Here is a 19,668-nt window from a genome sequence, read left to right on the forward strand (position 1 = left end):
TTCCTCCATCGAAAAATGGATGGGACTGGTTGTTCTATCGAGAGAGCTAACCATTGTTCATCTTTTCTTCTTAGACCTAATCATTGTGGGAATTGCTTATGGAATGACCTATCTGTTCATAAATTTTCGCACCTTAAAATCATAGGCTTGGAGATCACTTCAAGCTTTTTTAAAGAACGTTTGACTGGTGTATTAACATAGGTAAAAAAACATTATACCACCTCATGATAAATGTACCATGAGACCACTTTTGAGTTTTATGGTAACAATTTGTAAAATCACGTAAATCGAAAAAAACCAAAAATCCCCATATATTCCGGTAGAAAATTTTCTCGAATACATTTAAAATCCAATCAATAAATATATAAATTCCAGACTTAAGCAAAATGTAAATCAGTGTTTGAAACTATCTTTTTGGAAAAAGGGAAAGAAAAAATCAAGATACTAATAGGCATTGTAACAATGGCATAAATAATAACAACCATTTCAAGTCTGTAGAAAAATCAGTGTGGAATTTCTACAAGATATTTTCTTTTACAATATATTCGTACAGTAACCCTCCCGTGGCAATAAAAAACATACTTGCATGTTATTCTCCAGTTCTTCCAATTTTCCTACTTAAGGAACTATAATGGTATCTCGTGACGCTTGTTTACAACATGTTTCCAAGTTAACAGCAGATAGGGTTAACCTTATGACGGTGTCAAGTAAGCAACGAACAGCTTAAAAATTTATAGATGACAAAATTCTGTATGTCTGTGTTTCTTTAAATAATATTATGTAAAAAAGAAAGGTTTTTTTAGTTTTGGCGATTTTAATTGTATTATTTTACCACTTATCCAATTTTAAGGAAATCTCCCAATGATGACATAAGGTAATTTATTTATTATAATCTTACCAGTGTACTTGAAGTTTATTACCATTTAGGTCATAAAAGTGGAAAAAGGCATGTCCATTATCTTCTTTTATATCCTCGACCTTAACTTGATTATCAATTAAGTGTTGATGGAATTTAGATAATTCTGGACTTGTGAAACCAATGCTAAATTCTTGTACATTATCAATTGTAAAATGTGCAAATGTTTCATCTTCTGTAGGAACTAAGATTAGTAAGAAAGGTCCTTCATTTACTTTAAAAATTGCAAGCTCCTCAGTATTGTTTAGTAACTGGAGCCCTAATACATCTCTGTACCATTGTGCAGATAGTTCTAAATCTTTTACAGGAATTCTAATATAATGAACTTGTTCAATAAATGGTTTACTCATAGTATTTTCTCCTTTATTTAATCCGTTATATCAAATAGTTCCCTTTCTATATATCTTTTTCCTTCTGATTATTTAAATTAACCCCTATTAGCAAGATAAGAAAGGTATAGATGATTTTTGCAGGAAAATAAAACACCCATAAGCAAGAAGGAGGCCAATTACAACCTATCAATTGGGCATCCATTCATTTACCTATGGGTGTTTAGCTTTTATATTTTAAATCGTTGAATTAATGATTGTAGTTCTGTTGCTAGATTTGCAAGCGTAGCGGAAGAAGCTGAAATTTCCTCCATTGATGCTACTTGTTCTTCTGTTGCTGATGAAATATTACTTGTTTTCGAGGCAGCATCTCCAGCCATGTGACTGACCTCCTGAACAGAGTCATTAATCATGTTAGTATTCTCTTTTAATTGTTGTAATGAACCAAACACTTCTTCAATTAAGAGAACTAATTCCTTCACCGAATGCTCTACATGTTTAAAGGATTCTCCCGCTTCATTCACAATAGATAGCCCTGCTTGTACGTCTATTGTTGCTGTATCCATAGAAGAGGACGTAGCTTTTGTATCTTCTTGTATTTGGGCTATAAGTGTTGAGATTTGTTTCGCAGATTGAGAAGATTGTTCTGCTAGTTTTCTCACTTCCTCTGCAACTACGGCAAATCCTTTTCCTTGCTCACCTGCTCTCGCAGCTTCTATAGCAGCATTTAAGGCTAATAGATTTGTCTGAGAAGAAATGTCCGTAATAACTTTCGTAATATCTCCGATTTCATTCGTGCGTGACTCTAAGGAATTTACAGATTTCGCTAGATTAATGACATTCATATTAATAGAGTTCATTTGTTTAGTAGCTTCAATCATGCTTTCCGCACCTTTACCGGATATTTTAGATGCTTCCTCTGCTGTTACTACTACTTTCTCTGCATGTTTTGTAATGGTAGTCGTGCTATCAGATATATTTTCAATACCTCTTGAGCTAGATTCAATTTGCTTCATTTGATTTTCAGAACTAGATGCTAGTTCTTGAATCGTTTCAGAAATGTGTTCACTAGCTCTTGTGTTTTCTTCCGCCCCTGCACTTAATTCTTCTGAAGAAGCAGCTAGTTGTTGGGATGATTCATTAATCGTTTGGACTACCTCTCTTATACCTTCTGACATTCCGTTGAAACTTGTAGCCAATGAACCAATCTCATCTTTAGCATCGTAAGTAGATAATTCGGTGAAATCGCCATTTTTCCCTTTTTGCATTAATTCTTCTAATGATTTTAGTGGCTTGGTAATCATTCTGGAAATATAAATACCTATACTAACGGTCACTGCAATTGCCACAAACATGACAATAATAAACGTATACATGGATTTCTGTGCTTCTTTTTCATTTTCTGTTGCAATTTCTTCTGCGGTGTCTAAGTTGATTTCTTGTAAGATATTCAGTTTTTCAACAACAGCTTGCTTTTTAGCTTTTACCTCTGTGCTATATAGGTTAAAAGCCTCTACATTTTTGTTTTGCATTCCTAATTCCATCGCTTTTAATCTTGTTTCTATAAAATCAGGTACTGCTTCGCTATATTCCTCCAAAGCGGCACGTTCTTTATTGGATAGATCTAGTTTTCCTATTTTCTCCTTATACATTTCTATTTCTTCTGTTGATGCTTTAAAAGCATCCATAATCTTATTATTTTCTTCTTCTGTCTCTGTATTAAATAATTCAAGAACATAAGCATCATTCTGCGTGTTGTTTTGTTGCATTTTAGCTATCCAAGTATTAGGAATTAATCTATCTTCATACATAGCCTTTGTATTCTTTGACATCTGTTGCAACCCAGTCACTCCAAAAATACCTATAGACAAAAGAAATATACTACTAAGTATAATAAGTATGAATATTTTTTGTGATACTTTTCTGTTTTTCATAAAATTCATTTCACAATCTCCTCTAAATGGTTAATTAGGTTATATGGTAATGCTCTGTTTCATGCTTTACTTGTTGCTTGGGACACGTGCCAGCATGACCTAAACAACTGGGAAGTATATTCGAAGAAACAAACCATTACCTCTCTAATTAACTTATCGGTAGGAAACCCATGAAAAACAACTGGTAATATTACGAATTTCTCCTAATTCATTTTTACCCACTCTAAAGTAATAACAATCTATGAATTGACGCGTCCTGATATTATATAGCATACTCTCTTCTCTTTCTATAAATATGCTTTAATTATCACATATTCTAAAGATCATTGAACAAAGGAATCGAATAGATTTATTGAACATTTGGAATATATACCCTGCTGATTATTCAATGCATTAGAGTATTTTTCCCTAAAATTCCCACTTTGTATTTATAAAATAAGGGTCAAAATAATCATTCATCATTCACTTCATATAAATTTCAACCCTCTACTACATAGGAATGTTTCCCCCGTATAATAAAACTCCTTACAATTATTTAGTTTATTAGTAGTTGTATTTTTAAACTGTGATTTTTAAATGGATTGTAATATACCATGTTAAAAGAGGCTTATCGTTAATCATTCTTAAAAGAAATAATGGTATAATAAAGAAACCGTCAAAAACCTTATATATCAAGTTTTTTGACGGTTATCATTAGAGATTATTTAACGGTTAATAGGTCATAAACTACCTACTATAACTTGCAGAGTATTTTGTGTTTAGGCTCTTATTTTCACTAAAGATGCTGCTCCAATTACACCTGCATCATTTCCTAGTTCGGCTAATTTTAATTTAGTAGTCATTCTAATTTGTGGGAATGCATACTTTTGGAAATTGTCCATTACACCATTAATTAACATTTCTCCAGCTGCTGATACCCCACCACCAATCACTATTGTTTCAGGATGCAGAACATTGGCAATGTTTCCACAGGCTAAACCTAAATAAAAATAAAATTTATCCAATACTTTCACTGCTAAAGGGTCGTTCTCCTTCGCTAGATCAAATACAATCTTTGCTGTAACTTGTTGTCCATCATCTATCATGAATTTCAATTTTGAATCTCCTGCATATTGTTCTGACATATCTCTTGCAAGACGCACAATTCCTGTAGCACTAGCAACTGTTTCTAGACAACCTATATTTCCACAAGTACAGGTGTAACCATTTGGATTCACGTTAATATGTCCAATTTCACCTGCTGCACCAACACCATGAACTAATTTACCCTCTGTTATAATTCCACCACCAACACCAGTGCCAAGAGTCACAAATACAACATTATTACTGCCTTCTCCTGCACCAATCCATTGTTCTCCAAGCGATGCGACATTTGCATCATTATCTATAAAGAATGGAATCCCTGTTCCATTTTCTATTTGCTCTTTTACAGGTTGTAGCGTTCTCCAGTTTAAATTATATGCTCCAACAACCGTACCGTTTTCTATATTAACAGATCCAGGAGATCCCATTCCAATTCCAATAAAATCTCCCTTTGTTAAACCGTATAATTCTAAACGATGCTTCATTGATTCTATAATATTTGGAATAATATTTTTTCCATCGTTACTAATATCTGTTTCTATACTCCACTTATGTTGGACTTTACCATTTTCTGTTAAGATAGCGAATTTAACAGTTGTGCCCCCTAAATCGATACCTATTAATTTCTTCATGCTAACCTCCTAAACAAAGCATGTAATCAAGGAATGATTATTCTAGATTACCTGAATTATCTAATTATTCTTAGAATGATAATTAAATTCATGATTAAAGCAATCTTTTATATGGAACCATGAATAATTTTATTTAATAATTTTTGATGTCTTTTAACTTGTTCGATACTGTCTACCTCTTTATAATCTTGGATATGACGATTTCCTTCATATTCACTATTCACATAGCCTGTATATCCATTTTCTTTCAAGACAGAAATAATTTCTTGATAAGGGATGCTCGGCTCTTCAATCAGGTCATTAATTTCATAAAATTTCCCATGTATATGCATGATATAAGGAATGTATTCCTTCAGAGATTGGGGATCCGTATAAACCATATGTGTACCTAATCTAGCAAACAATTTATCATATTCATTTGCATTTTTCCTGTTTTGTACTTCTTTTTCAATTGCTTTCATATCTGCTCTATTTGCATAATGCTCGCTTACATATTCAACAATTTTCGGATCCGCACCATGCCTAATATGCCAATCTTCCATTACACTTGGCATACGCTTTACGAACACACCTAAATCAGGCATAATCCCAAACCATTTTGTTCCCGTTTTTTGGATATATTCCATTCTCTCTTCGAACCAAGGAGTACCAAATGTAAAAGGAGCATGTACTTCTAAAGCTATTTTCACATCTTTTTCTTCTGCATATTGTAAGGATGCATCTATTACTTCAATAGGTGTAGCAACAAGTGTTCTTAATACCTTACATCCTAATTTGCTTGCTATATCGATATCTCTTTTCATCATATCAACTGATTCTTCAAGGGTTGTAATACGATTAGGAAATAACTTAAGCTCTAAAAAAGCATCATAAGCGATTGGTGTAAGATTATATGTTTTCATCCATTCATGCCACTTTTCATAAAAAGTTTCTGGAATACGTGGGAATCCTTTAATCATTTGTTCAGGTAAAATTTCTACACCTTTTGCTCCTGACTTTGCTACCTCTTTTATACATCCTTCTAAATCTAATTTTCCTGTATAGAATTCTTCTTGATAGCTATACAAAGATACACCTGTTTTAATAGTTTCTGTCATTTTGTATAACCTCCTTATCTACTTTTCTAGTTGTTCCAAGTTTAACTATTTTTTTGTCTGCACCAGTATTTGGATGCGGTTGATAGGAAATCCGAAGACTAACAAATGCTTCTATTATATGTTCCTTAGCTTCCAATCCACCAGGTGCATTTACAAAAATTACTGCTTCTTCGGTCATTTCCCATCTATTATTAATAACAGTTGAGAGTTCCCTGTATGGAAATGAACCAGTTTCAACCATAACAGTCATATCATCATGTGAGATGCTAACCCCATTGATTGTTAAATTAATCTCATTAACACACGATAGAGTAATCCCACGATAATACGGTATTCTAAGTCCAACATTGTATCCTATTATTTCTCCTGTACTTTCAACATTGTGGAACGTTTTTTCCGAGATAAGATATTTTTCAAACATGATAATTCCTCCATTTGTATTACTTATTTATGAGTTTAATTCTTCTGTCTGTTTTCCTTTTGCTGCTTGTACGGAGCTGGTTGTTTCTTGAACTGATTTATCCTTTAATTTAAGTGCTAGTAGAAGTCCTACCCCACTAATAATGGTTACAACTAAGAAAGTAACAGCTATAGCATATTTTTCTGATTCTAGAACACTTAAGCTTGAACTTTTTGCTAGAGCTGTATATAAACCAACAATAAGGGAAATACCGATTGAACCGGCAATATTAGTTAACGTGCTATAAACTGCGACTCCATGTCTGTATAAATGCTTAGGAATGGCATTCATTGCTCCCGTTTGCACTGGTGTCATTAGAAATCCTGTTCCAATCATTCGTAACGAATAAAAGAGAACAATTAATAAAAGTGATTTTTCTAATCCAATAATGGAAAGGGGAATCGTTGAAAGTGTAACAATGGTAAAACCTATTAAAATTAATACTTTAATTCCCATTTTATCTGTTAATTTCCCTATAAAAGGAGATATCCCCCCCATTAAAACTGCCCCAGGTAATAAGATTAAACCCGATACCAGTGCTGAAGTACCTTCTACATTTTGAGTATATAGAGGAATAATGGTTTCTACTCCAAACATTGTTGCAAAGGCAATACTTACTAAAATAGTGGAAACAGAAAAAATAGGATATTTAAAAACTCTAAATTCAATCATTGGATCTGGTAGTTTTAATTGTCTTCGAACTAAGAAATACAAGGAAAGTGCTCCTATTGCAATCCAACTAATGGTTGTAAGATCTCTCCATCCATATGTACCAATTAGACTTAATCCATATAGAATTCCAGTAAAAGCCAGTGTGGATAAGACTACTGATAAAATATCCAATTTTATCTGTTTATTTGTCTCGGTCACATTTTTTAAAATAAAAAAGGAAGCAATAAAAATACATAATACAACTGGAAATGTTCCAAAGAATAAGTATCTCCATGAAAAATAATCAACAATACCTCCAGCGAGAGCAGGACCAATTGCTGGACCAAAACAGATCACTAGGATTAGCAATCCCATTGCACTACCACGATTTTCATTTGTTGTTATTTGTAAAATAATGTTTGATACAAGTGGCATTATTAATCCAGCACCAACCGCTTGTGTTAAGCGACCTATTAAGAGGATTGTAAAACTTGTTGAAAAACCTGCTAAAATAGTTCCTATTAATAGAGTAATAACAGCGGTAAAAAATAATTGTCTTGTTGTAAATCTAGCAATTAAAAATGCTGATATTGGCACAATTATTCCACTTGAAAGCATAAATATAGTAGTTACCCACTGCGCTTTATTAGCATCTACATGGAAATCAAGCATAATTTGAGGAAGAGCAGTGATCAAAAATGTTTGATTTAGTACTGCAACAAAAAGTGTTAACAGTATTAATGCCAATAAAATACTTTTTTTATATTTCGTTTGTTGGATCTCCTTTTCCATTCTTTTCTATCTCTCCTTAAGTTAAATATTTAATTAATTGTTATCCTTCATTTATCTTAACTTTATACTTAAGAAAGAGCTTTCTTATCTTTTTACAATTTCCTTTACTTTCTTATCCTCACTGTTCCTTGCTCTCATGCTCTGTAGATTAAGAATTTATATGTTATTTTTATCCTCGAATCTAAAGCAACACTCCTTAAGAAAATTGTCTTATCCCTTGATCTAATATAAACTTAATTTAATAATGCACATAACTACCAATTGAGTTATGTGCATCTAGTATTTCTATTAATTATTGAGCCATACGTTGAGCATTTAATTTATCTCTAATTTCACTAGATTTATTATCATCCAATTTATATAGAAAAACTGGAATCATAGCTAGTAAGAAACATATGCCTGGTAAAATATTTACTACTAAATTAATACCAGCAATTGCTTCTGTAGTTTGTTCTGCATTTGCTACATATCCAAAAGAGCCCAGTAATGCTACTGTTACAGCACCACCAAGTGCACTCGCAAATTTAGTTGCCAAACTTGTTGCTGCAAAAGCCGTACCATCAAGACGTATACCCTTTTTATACTCTAATTCATCAATAGCATCAGGTATCATAGCCATGACAATAGGTGTTCCAAATTGGGCTAATCCATAAAGGAATGTTACTACCAGTAACATGGTAATATTGCTAAAGTCGATAAAGTAAAGAATCATTAAGAATACAGCGGAGAAGAAGTAAGAAATATATAACAAATTCTTTTTACCAATTTTAGTTCCAAAGCGAGTGAATATTAGAATACCAAGTACCGCTCCAATAGCAGGTAAAGGCATAAATATTGCAATTAAATCCATTCTCTTGATGACATAAATATAATAATAGATTTGAACGCCCATTCTACCAAAAAACGCTGTTAAAGAAGTAAGTAACATAAAAAATATTAGAATTAGCGACTTACTTGATAAAACGCTTACAAATGATGTTGCGAAGGGTATTTTTTCATTATTTAATGGCTTTATCACTTCTTTTGTATTGAAGAAAAGTATATAGAAAAGCGGAATAGCAATTACTGCTAGTACTACAGCTGTCATTGTATATCCATTTCCTGTTAATGACCCCTCATCTCCACCACTAAAGAAAATGATTAATGGCATAGAAGCAATACTAAGTAATACACTTCCTAAATTGGTAAAAGTCATTCTATAAGACATTAGAGCTGTTCTTTCTCCCTGATTAGATGACATAACAGCAGATAAAGAACCGTAAGGAATGTTAACAACAGTATAAAGCATACTTAGTCCGACATATGTAAATACTGCCCAGGCAATTTTAGCACCCATAGATTCAAGAAAGCCTGGTGAGGTAAAGGCTAATACACTAAATAGAGCCAAGAATGGTGTACCATAAAGTATATAAGGTCTAAATCTACCATGTTTTGATTTTGTACGGTCTGCAAGAGCACCAAGGAGTGGATCATTAATTCCATCCCAGATTCTCGATAGTAACATAATCATTGCAATGACAGCTGGTGCAATCCCAACAACATCTGTATAATAAATAGTCAAATAGGAACCACTAAAACTCCAAAATAATTGACTTGCGAAATCGCCTAATCCATAACTAACTTTTGTTCCCGTAGACAGCTTTTCTTTCTTTTCAACAACTACAGTTTCTATATTCTCAGTAATACTCGTATTACTCATGAATTTTCCTCCTTTTTGTAATTGAAAAAATAAATTAAAAGCGGCACCTTACTTTTAAATTTATTAAGCACTTTCTGATTTAAATTTTAAATGTAAACACTTACATTAAATATCCTATTCTTACTCTGAATGCTATAAATATTTAATCTATTTGCTTGTGTAGTTAGAAAATGGTTAATATTTTATGTAATTCTTTAATATGCAATCGTTATATTCTAGAAAATGATTAATCCATTTATCTTTTAGAAGATTCACATTCTATGAATCTATTCAGCTTGACTATATAGGTAAAAAAAAGATAAGATCTGTATTTATACAGATCTTATCTTTAAGATGAAACATATATTTTTTTGATTCATTATTTTAAGCTTTCAAGAATATTTCGTTCCATTTGTAGATGTCTTCTTGTCATTTCTACTGCATCAATTGATGCTTCGTATTCTGACATTATATAACCATTAAAGTTTGAATCGTGTAGAACTTTCAAAACATCGGCATATGGAATACTGGCTTCTTCCAGGTGCTCATGCATGTAATGGAATTTTCCATGACAGTATTTAATATGTGGCATAATTTGTTTTAATCCCTCTAAATCTGGATTATGGCTAAATTGAACAAAACCGTACATACCTTGTAATGCACCAATAACAGCTCCATTTGCTCCTGCTTCTAACAATTTCTTCATGGCTTCTTCTTTCGGTACATCATTATAGCGGAAGTTTGCAGCCATTTCTAATAACTCAAGAGGTGCTCCGTTCTCAAGTGCTTCATCCCAATATACTTTGTTAGGTTTCGTGGCAAAACACCCGAAATCTTGGACAAATCCAGCAAAGTCAGTTCCTAATCTTTCAAATAGCTCTACATATTTCTGGATTTTTGGAGATGATGGATTATCCGGATTATGAATCTCTATCCCTAATTTAACTCCATAGTTCTCGGCATAAGGAACTAATTTTTCTATAGCTGCTGGTGATAAATGATACTGAACTCGCATCATTTCACACCCCAATTTATTTGCTGTTTTAATATCCAGAATGGCAGATTGAATTAGCTCTTCATCGGTTAAATCACGGTCTGAAGTCACCCCTCTATCTGCACTTGCACCGTATGATACAAATTTAATTCCATAATGATCGCTCATTGATTTAAATTCATTAACTATTTTTTCATTAGCATATGGATATGTAGGTAACATCGATGCTCCAACAAGCTCAAATCCTTCACCACCAATTTCCGCGGCAGAACGGATACAATCTTCTAAAGTAAGAATACCTTTTACAAAATCTGTTGAAAAACTAAATAAAGAAACTCCTAGTTTAATATTACCCATGATTTCTTTCTCCTCTCTTAATTTCTTAGCGTTAATGTTTTACTTCCACAAGAATCTAGTACTGCATAATTATGTTTTTCTGTATTTCCTGGAACGTACATATAGGCGTTACGAAGTAATAAAGTAACATCTATATTATGTTCTCCTTCTTCTAGCCCGCCTGGTAAGTAAACTTTTATCGTCGCTGCTTCATTACAATTCCAAAATTCCGAAATAAGATAAGGGATTTGCCCCATTGTAAATTCTTTACCATTCAAGCATAAACTGAGATCATTTGCTTGAACCTTTTCCCCATCTACTACAATGGTTAAGTCTTCAATACAAGATAAATAATGACCGCGATAATAGCTTAATCTAACTTGAAATTCATACCCTAATTTTTTTCCATTTACCAATGTATTAGCAAGGCTATTATCAACAACTGTATCAACAAAAGGTAATTTCATTACAAACGTCATTTTGTTCTCCTCCTATATTTTTTTGCTTATTTATTAAAAACAACTTCCTTACCAGTTTCTGCAGATTGATAGATAGCATCTAAAATTTGTGTTACGACAAATGCTTGCTCCGGCTTTACTAATGGTTCTTTATCTTCTTTTACTGCCTCTAGCCATTGTTTTGCTTCTAACACTTCTGGAGAATTTGCTCCACCTTCAAAATAGGCAATATTTCCGACAGGCGATTTCTTCTGTTCTACTAACATATTGTTGTGCGCTCTGTTAAAAATTAATTCTTTCTCTTTTTGACCCATTCCGGAGATAATTTGTGCTCCCCCTTTTGTTCCACAAAGAGTAGTTGCTGCTTCTTTCGCATCTAATGTGTTTAATGCCCATGAAGATTCTAAGAAAATAGTAGAACCATCTTCCATTTTGATATAGCCAAATGCTGAATCTTCTACTTCAAATGTTTCAGGATCCCACGGTCCAAATAAGTTTCCTTCTGGTCCTTCTGGTAAGTTGCCTAATTTATGAAATACAGACCCTGTTACGGATACTGGCTTGTAGTTATCCATCATCCATAAAGTTATATCCAGTGCATGAGTTCCGATATCAATTAGTGGACCCCCGCCTTGTTGAGATTTATCTGGGAATACGCCCCATGTTGGCACAGCACGACGACGTACGGCATGTGCTTTTGCAAAATAGATTTCTCCTAATTCTTCTTTTTCACAAGATTGGTGTAATGCTTGTACTTCTTCTCTGAAGCGATTTTGATAGCCAACGGTGAATTTCTTTCCAGACTTTTTCCATGCTTCTACCATCTTTTGAGCAGCTTCTGTATTATGTGCCATAGGTTTCTCACATAAAACATGCTTACCCGCTTCAAATGCTGCCACGGTAATAGGACTATGGGATACGTTTGGTGTACATACATGCACTATATCAATAGAGTGATCTTTTAATAATTCATTGTAGTCTGTGTATACTTTTGCATCATCTGATCCAAATTCTTTCGCCGCTTTTAACGCTCTTTCTTCGACCACATCACAGAATGCCACCATCTCACACTGGTTTTTAAAATGAGATAATGCAGGAAAATGTTTGTTATTTGCAATTCCTCCGCAACCGATAATACCAATTCTTAATTTATTCATTTGTATATCTCCTTTATGTTGGTTTCGCTTACATATTAATTTTAACTTTTAACTTCATGCTTTCCCTTTTATTTATTAACTCTTTAACATTGAATTCCCACCTAATTTTTCTAGAGATTTTACTTCTTTTCTTATAGAAGATTAAAAAATACTATAATATTCTTAATCTCAATAACATATAAAATACGAATATGACATAAAAAAGAGATGAAAAATGCCGAGGCTTTTTTCATCTCTTTTCTATTCACTAATAATTAAGTTAAGTTCATATAACCTTACTTCATGCGGTTGAAGCTCACCCTTAATCACTAAACTATTCTCTTCCACAATAGTATGATCTACCTTCATATAAGGAACACATTTTTGTTTTAAATACTCCACTTCGTCTGGTTTCATGTCATAAACCGAACCAAAACTTAACCATTCATCCAAAATACTACCATGATCCCGATTAATCCTTTGTTCTTTTATACGATACCTACCATTTGAAACTCCTTCTAATTTTAGAGATACATGCAAGGTATTCATATTTTCAAAAATATCATACTGTTCACTAATCTCGATACTACCTTCTGGCTGAAGATAATAGGAATAATCAAAATGTTTATAATTATAACAAATAATCTGGTATCTATCCCCAGACTTTTTTGTAATGATATAGTTGTCCCCTTTTGAAATTAATATTTCACCCAATCGTTTTAATAGTGAAAATGAATGATAACTTGGTTTTCTAATACCACTCTTGGTTATTAGACCTACACCACCATGTAATAAACTTTTAGAATCTTTAAAGTCACTAAATATATCAGAACACATCCAATACCCTAACATATTAATATTCTGATTCAAATTTCCTATAATATTCTTCGCAATATAGGATGCCTTATAGCAACTATCATTTAAATATTCTCGATTGGAAATGGATATATTCCACTCCGTAATATTTAATTCTAATTGAGGAAAACCACATCTCTCCATAGATTCTCTTACCTGGTTAACTTTGTTCTTAATGTAGTTTGGGTTCGTTGAAATGACATTTTTTTTCGTATTTCTCTCACTTTCCGTTTCTATTGGATAGAGATATATAGAAAGAAAATCTGGTTGCATTTCTTGCAATTTCCATTGTTTTAAAAATAAATCTAACTTATCCACTTCTAAATCCATTGTTAATCCACAGCCACCTACTTTGGCACCAGGAACAATATCATGTAGAATTCTTTTTAGAAAACTGAATATTTTAAAATACTCCTCAAACTGAATGGGATCGTGTCTATTGCTTTTACTCAAACCCTTTTCATTCTTCAGATTAATAATAGGATCAATGTTGTTACTCCAAATTTCAAAGTACCATGTTTCTACTTCTTCAATTCCATATCGCTCGATACAGTGTAATAAAAAGGATCTTAGTAACTTTTTCCATTCATCCAGCGATTTTTCATTGTTTGTTTGAAAAATGAGTGTTTGATGGAAAGATTTCAAAACAAGCTTCGGTTTTGGACCAAGCTCAATAAATGGTTTCAATCTATGTTTTATTAAAAAATCTAGTAGTTTATTAATATTTGAAAAATTATATACTACCTGCTCATCTGAGTTATCTTCCACATGCATTTCTTCACTAAATAACCCCCAAAATCGCGCATAAGTGAAGCCAATATCATTTTGTAATAACGAAATCTGTTCTTGCATATCGGAATTTAATAAGTCTGTTGCATAACCAACATTAATTACTTTATTCCAATATTTTGTATATGCTTCTAATTTTGATTGTTTCCTAATAGCTGTTTCAATAGATATTATTTCATTCTTTTTGTGAACTGGTTCATAACATTCTATATAATTTCGTAATTCTAGTATTGATTCTTCCATTTCCACTTTATCGTAACTAACTGTTTTTTCTTCCTTTTTCATTTGTTCTAATTTACTTTTTCGGTAATCAACAGGCTTCATTTTAAATTTATCATTAAAAACCCTATTAAATGCTACAAGATTGGGGAAACCATTATCAAGGGCAATTCTAGTAATGGATTTTTTTGTATTTATCAGTTCATTTACAGCATGAGCAAGACGGACTTTATTCAAATATTGCAAGAATGTTTTTCCCGTTTGTTTTTTAAAAAATTTTGATAAATAAGGTACTGTTATATATTGAGTGCTTGCTACTTCCTCAAGTGTTAATGCTTCTCGGAAATTATTCTCTACATATTCAAGTATCTCCATTACCCTTTCATTCGCCAGTTCCTCCGATTGAAGTGGTTTTATTTCTTGATGCTTCCTATCCCTCAAGTAATTTAATTGAATAATAGAAACTAGCTTTAATACTTTTTCCCAAAATTCTGCTATTGAAAAATCTGACTCTTTTAAGTATACAGAAAGTACTTCTTCTATCACTTGTTTTATCTGTTGATTAGAAGCACTTGTTTCTTCTAATGAATTGCATTGAAAAAAGAGATTTTCCTGCTGGAGGACTGAGCGTATTTGTAAATAGTTAAAATGGATAATAACAAATAAATTATTGTTTTCTGACTGAAAAGAATGAAGTTCATTTGAATTAACGATGACAAAATCAGATTTATTTAATCTGAATGAATCACTTTTTATCTTCACTTCTAGATTCCCTTCAATTACATAAATCAATTCGATGTCTTTATGTGCATGATCCAACACATCTTTATTATTCATGACTGAAATAGCTACTAATTTAGAATCTATTAAAGGTTGAGTTATTTGAGTATTTAGCATTCTATTCCCTCCACTGAATTTTCAAGTAATGATACTTACACATCTTTCTAATCCATATTAACCACCGATATTTAGTTCGTTAGAGGTAGTTGAAATAAAAATACTTGCACTTATCTATCATTCTTTTTTTCTTCTTGGTTTCTTTTATCAAAAATTATGTAAGCGATTAACTTTTTTTTATAAAAAAATAATCATTCATCAGTTTTAACCCTTTTAAGATTAGAATCTTTTCTAAGAATGACTAATGCTGTAAAAATTAACCTTATATACTTCATATATATATTGTAATATAGGAACGCGCCATACTAAAGAATTAATTAATTAAATTGTAAATAAAACGAAAAAGGAGAAACATTAGTGTAATAGCTTTCTCCTTTTTACTAAATAGGACTTATAGAACTGACCCATTATATGCCTGATTATTATGCTTTTACTTCTTCTAATTCTTGTTTAAAAACAACTTCCTTACCAATTTCTGCAGATTGATAGATGGCATCTAAAATTTGTGTTACGACAAATGCTTGCTCTGGCTTTACTAATGGTTCTTTATCTTCTTTTACTGCTTCTAGCCATTGCTTTGCTTCTAACACTTCTGGAGAATTTGCTCCACCTTCAAAATAGGCAATATTTCCGACAGGCGATTTCTTCTGTTCTACTAACATATTGTTGTGCGCTCTGTTAAAAATTAATTCTTTCTCTTTTTGACCCATTCCGGAGATAATTTGTGCTCCCCCTTTTGTTCCACAAAGAGTAGTTGCTGCTTCTTTCGCATCTAATGTGTTTAATGCCCATGAAGATTCTAAGAAAATAGTAGAACCATCTTCCATTTTGATATAGCCAAATGCTGAATCTTCTACTTCAAATGTTTCAGGATCCCATGGTCCAAATAAGTTTCCTTCTGGCCCTTCTGGTAAGTTTCCTAATTTATGAAATACAGACCCTGTTACGGATACTGGCTTGTAGTTATCCATCATCCATAAAGTTATATCCAGTGCATGAGTTCCGATATCAATTAGTGGACCCCCGCCTTGTTGTGATTTATCTGGGAATACGCCCCATGTTGGCACAGCACGACGACGTACGGCATGTGCTTTTGCAAAGTAGATTTCTCCTAATTCTTCTTTTTCACAAGATTGGTGTAATGCTTGTACTTCTTCTCTGAAGCGGTTTTGATAGCCAACAGTGAATTTCTTTCCAGACTTTTTCCATGCCTCTACCATCTTTTGAGCAGCTTCTGTATTATGTGCCATAGGTTTCTCACATAAAACATGCTTACCCGCTTCAAATGCAGCCACGGTAATGGGGCTATGGGATACGTTTGGTGTACATACATGCACTATATCAATAGAGTGATCTTTTAATAATTCATTGTAGTCTGTGTATACTTTTGCATCATCTGATCCAAATTCTTTCGCCGCTTTTAACGCTCTTTCTTCGACCACATCACAGAATGCCACCATCTCACACTCGTTTTTAAAATGAGATAATGCAGGAAAATGTTTGTTATTTGCAATTCCACCGCAACCGATAATACCAATTCTTAATTTAGACATTGTTCTTCACTCCTATTTTTATTTTATATGATGATTAATAACTATTAGACTAGAAATTGACTTAAGTAGTTTTTGCTGATTTTTATAGAATCTTTTCTAGATTTAAGTGATTCTTCAAATGCTTTATCTTCTACTTCAATAACTGCATATCCGAAATAACCAATATCCGTTAATGCAGAAACATATTTGCCCCAATTTACATCCCCAAGGCCTGGTAGTTTTGGTGAGATATACTGAAGTGGAGTTGCCATGATCCCCACATCATCTAAACGTTCTTTGTAGACTTTAATATCTTTAAAATGAATATGAAAGATTCTTTCTTTGAACTCATAAATAGGTTTAATATAATCAATCTGTTGCCATACAAAGTGAGATGGATCGTAATTTAAACCAAAATTCTTATTAGGAATTAATTCAAACACTTTACGGAAAGTAGCTGGTGTTGTCATTAAATTTTGTCCACCTGGCCATTCATCATTTGTAAATAACATAGGACAATTTTCTATTGCGATCTTTACACCCAATTCTTCTGCATAATCAACAATTGGCTTCCACACTTTAGTCATTATTTGCAAATTTTCATCAATTGTCTTGTTTTGGTCCCTTCCAATAAAAGTAGTAACCATATTTACATCTAATATTTTTGCTGCTTCAATACATTTTTTTATATGCTCTACATAATAATTACTTTTCTCTTTATCTGCATCTAAAGCATTTGGATAATAAGCAATAGCTGAGATTTTCACTCCTTTTTCTTCTGTATAATTTTTTACATAATTAACATCTAATTGTTCTACATCAATATGAGTAATACCAGCATACTTTCTAAGAGCCTTCCCTTTCGGCCATGCACATAATTCTACACATGTAAAACCGTTCTCAGATGCATAATCAATTACTTCTTCAAATGTACATCCATCTAAAATGGCACTATTAAAACCTATCTTCATTTAGTATCACTCCTTCTTATAGGAACTATATTTAACCGCTTACAATAATAGTTTACATGTAATAAAATATGGTGCCATTTTCATAATTGTCTTTTAATCAAAGGTATTTTCACCATTTTTTTCATATTACTTTTTTAATTGTTTGATAGATTAAGAATAACCTATTTATTATTAATCTTTCTATTTTCCCCATCCATTTCCCTTAATAAAATAACCCGTTGTTGTGCCTGTAGCATCTATATCTATAAAAATTATCTACCATTCATTAGTAGTTGAATCCCTCTTAGTAAAGCTTCTTGCTTTACCAATTCTCTATTACGGTCTTCTTGAACTATGTTTCGCCATTCCATATTGCCATCATTTAAGGATTTCACTAGTATTTCAGCAGTACCCATATTTGTAGCCATCGGTATTTTAAACACATCTGAAAGTCTTTGAAGCTCATTTATGTCTGGTTCATGTGCTTTGGCTGTTAACGGATCCCGGAAAAATATAATCATATCTATTTCATTTCTCCCTACTAGTCCTCCAATTTCCTGATAGCCTCCTAGCGGACCAGGTAGAACACATTTTACATTTAATTTTGTTTTTTCTCTGATTTGCTCACCAGTTGTTTTTGTAGAAATTAGACTATGATTCTGTAAAAAATGTTTATATGCAAAGGTAAAATTCACCATCTCTTTCTTTTGGCTATCATGTGCAATCATGGCTATATTCACGATAATCCCTCCCAGCACTTAACTTGTGAAAATTAAAATAAATAATACTTTGACATATATAATGAACGAAATTTAAAACGTCAATTTACTCAAACAAAATTGCTTCTCCTGTTTGCGAAGACTTTCTTACTGCTTCCATTAATGATAATACTTTTCTTACTTCAGGGATTTTGACTAATACTTCCGCTTTTCCATTAATCACATCATCAAAATTTCTATAGAAATCTGTCCAATCAGAATGAATGACTGGAAGTGGCTCTGTTACAATGCCTCCAGGGGGAACTGGTGCAAATTGTCTTGTGGGACCAGCTTCTGTTTCCGTAATCTGTGGTGGAAGTTTTTCTAACATTTTTCCTGTTCTATAAATATCGCCGTCACATGCGAAGGATTTGACAATCATGGTACCTTTATCTCCGCCTACTAGCCATCTTGGTTGATAGTTTAATATATAAGTGGATAATTCTATATGTGCGGTAATCCCATTATCCATTTTCATCATAATTTTGAAGTAGTCATCTACTTCTTCATGTAGTACATTTTTAACATCTGCATAAATGGATGTAACTTTTGCAGTTGGCATCATAAATAATATCTGGTCAATTAGATGTACGCCCCAATCATATATCATACCTCCGCCATATTTTTTATAAATATGCCATTCATGCATATAGCCGTTTCCTGAATGTAGCTTAGATTCAATGGTGAAGATATTACCAAGCATCTCTTCTTCAAATGCTTTCTTTACTAGTAGCATATCTTTATCCCATCTTCTATTTTGATGACAAGTAAAAAATACCCCCGCTTCTTTACAAGAATGATCCATTTCATCTAACTCTTGTACATTTAATGCAGCTGGCTTTTCAGTAATCACATGCTTACCTGCTCTTGCTGATAATACGCACATTTCTTTATGCAAGTGGTTAGGTACTGTTAAGATAACTGTATTAATTTCTGGGTCAGTCACTAGTTCTTCAGCTGTTTTGTATAATTTAAACCCCATTTCAATGGCTTCTGTTTGTTTTTTTTCCTCAATGTCACAAACAGCAACTATCTCGACACCTGCTCTAGGAGCATTTTGAGCATGCCATTTTCCCATACCTCCAAAGCCGATTACACCCAATTTGATTTTCATAGACTATATCTCTCCTTTTATATCGTTCATTTCATCCTCTATTTATTATTCTCACTAT

General features: G+C 32.7%; 15 protein-coding genes and 1 pseudogene. All 16 read right to left on the reverse strand.

The window, feature by feature from the left end; genetic code table 11:
- Positions 1-894: 894 nt before the first annotated feature.
- The 16 genes and pseudogenes from F9279_RS04100 to F9279_RS04170 all read right to left on the reverse strand — a co-directional run bounded on the left by F9279_RS04100 (position 895) and on the right by F9279_RS04170 (position 19,610).
- Entirely contained in the window at positions 895-1,266 is a 372-nt protein-coding gene (locus tag F9279_RS04100) for a VOC family protein (RefSeq protein ID WP_152111515.1), read from the reverse strand.
- A 209-nt stretch (positions 1,267-1,475) separates the two neighbouring features.
- The gene (locus F9279_RS26170) at positions 1,476-2,423 is read right to left on the reverse strand and encodes a methyl-accepting chemotaxis protein (RefSeq protein WP_413463192.1); all 948 of its coding nucleotides are present in this window, start codon (positions 2,421-2,423) and stop codon (positions 1,476-1,478) included.
- Positions 2,415-3,188: pseudogene (locus F9279_RS26175) on the reverse strand (MCP four helix bundle domain-containing protein); the annotation flags it as partial. The gene F9279_RS26170 and the pseudogene F9279_RS26175, both read right to left, overlap by 9 nt.
- A 749-nt stretch (positions 3,189-3,937) precedes the next feature.
- Positions 3,938-4,894, reverse strand: a complete 957-nt coding sequence (locus F9279_RS04110; RefSeq protein ID WP_152111517.1) for an ROK family glucokinase — start codon at positions 4,892-4,894, stop codon at positions 3,938-3,940.
- 107 nt (positions 4,895-5,001) lie between these two features.
- Positions 5,002-5,991, reverse strand: coding sequence for a sugar phosphate isomerase/epimerase family protein (locus F9279_RS04115; protein ID WP_152111518.1), 990 nt, complete (start codon positions 5,989-5,991; stop codon positions 5,002-5,004).
- Positions 5,975-6,412, reverse strand: a complete 438-nt coding sequence (locus tag F9279_RS04120; RefSeq protein ID WP_152111519.1) for a DUF6379 domain-containing protein — start codon at positions 6,410-6,412, stop codon at positions 5,975-5,977. Before F9279_RS04120 ends, F9279_RS04115 begins: the two co-directional genes overlap by 17 nt.
- A 27-nt stretch (positions 6,413-6,439) precedes the next feature.
- On the reverse strand, positions 6,440-7,894 hold the full coding sequence (locus F9279_RS04125) for an MDR family MFS transporter (protein WP_152111520.1): 1,455 nt from the start codon (positions 7,892-7,894) through the stop codon (positions 6,440-6,442).
- Positions 7,895-8,186: 292 nt separating this feature from the next.
- A complete protein-coding gene (locus F9279_RS04130; RefSeq protein ID WP_152111521.1) occupies positions 8,187-9,593 on the reverse strand; it encodes an MFS transporter in 1,407 nt (468 codons plus the stop codon).
- 358 nt (positions 9,594-9,951) lie between these two features.
- A complete protein-coding gene (locus F9279_RS04135; RefSeq protein ID WP_152111522.1) occupies positions 9,952-10,923 on the reverse strand; it encodes a sugar phosphate isomerase/epimerase family protein in 972 nt (323 codons plus the stop codon).
- 17 nt (positions 10,924-10,940) lie between these two features.
- Positions 10,941-11,381 carry a DUF6379 domain-containing protein gene (locus F9279_RS04140; RefSeq protein WP_152111523.1) on the reverse strand — a complete coding sequence of 147 codons (441 nt, stop codon included), beginning with the start codon at positions 11,379-11,381 and terminating at the stop codon, positions 10,941-10,943.
- A gap of 26 nt (positions 11,382-11,407) precedes the next feature.
- Complete coding sequence (locus F9279_RS04145) at positions 11,408-12,517, reverse strand: Gfo/Idh/MocA family protein (protein ID WP_152111524.1); 1,110 nt, start codon at positions 12,515-12,517, stop codon at positions 11,408-11,410.
- A 240-nt stretch (positions 12,518-12,757) separates the two neighbouring features.
- Entirely contained in the window at positions 12,758-15,256 is a 2,499-nt protein-coding gene (locus F9279_RS04150) for a GH39 family glycosyl hydrolase (RefSeq protein ID WP_152111525.1), read from the reverse strand.
- Between the two features lie 422 nt (positions 15,257-15,678).
- Complete coding sequence (locus tag F9279_RS04155; RefSeq protein ID WP_152111526.1) at positions 15,679-16,809, reverse strand: Gfo/Idh/MocA family protein; 1,131 nt, start codon at positions 16,807-16,809, stop codon at positions 15,679-15,681.
- Between the two features lie 44 nt (positions 16,810-16,853).
- Complete coding sequence (locus F9279_RS04160) at positions 16,854-17,759, reverse strand: sugar phosphate isomerase/epimerase family protein (protein ID WP_152111527.1); 906 nt, start codon at positions 17,757-17,759, stop codon at positions 16,854-16,856.
- Positions 17,760-18,010: 251 nt separating this feature from the next.
- Complete coding sequence (gene mgsA, locus F9279_RS04165; protein WP_152111528.1) at positions 18,011-18,478, reverse strand: methylglyoxal synthase; 468 nt, start codon at positions 18,476-18,478, stop codon at positions 18,011-18,013.
- Between the two features lie 85 nt (positions 18,479-18,563).
- On the reverse strand, positions 18,564-19,610 hold the full coding sequence (locus tag F9279_RS04170; protein WP_152111529.1) for a Gfo/Idh/MocA family protein: 1,047 nt from the start codon (positions 19,608-19,610) through the stop codon (positions 18,564-18,566).
- Positions 19,611-19,668 lie beyond the last annotated feature (58 nt).

The sequence above is a fragment of the Bacillus sp. B1-b2 genome (genome assembly GCF_009183415.1).
Lineage (GTDB): Bacteria > Bacillota > Bacilli > Bacillales > Cytobacillaceae > Niallia.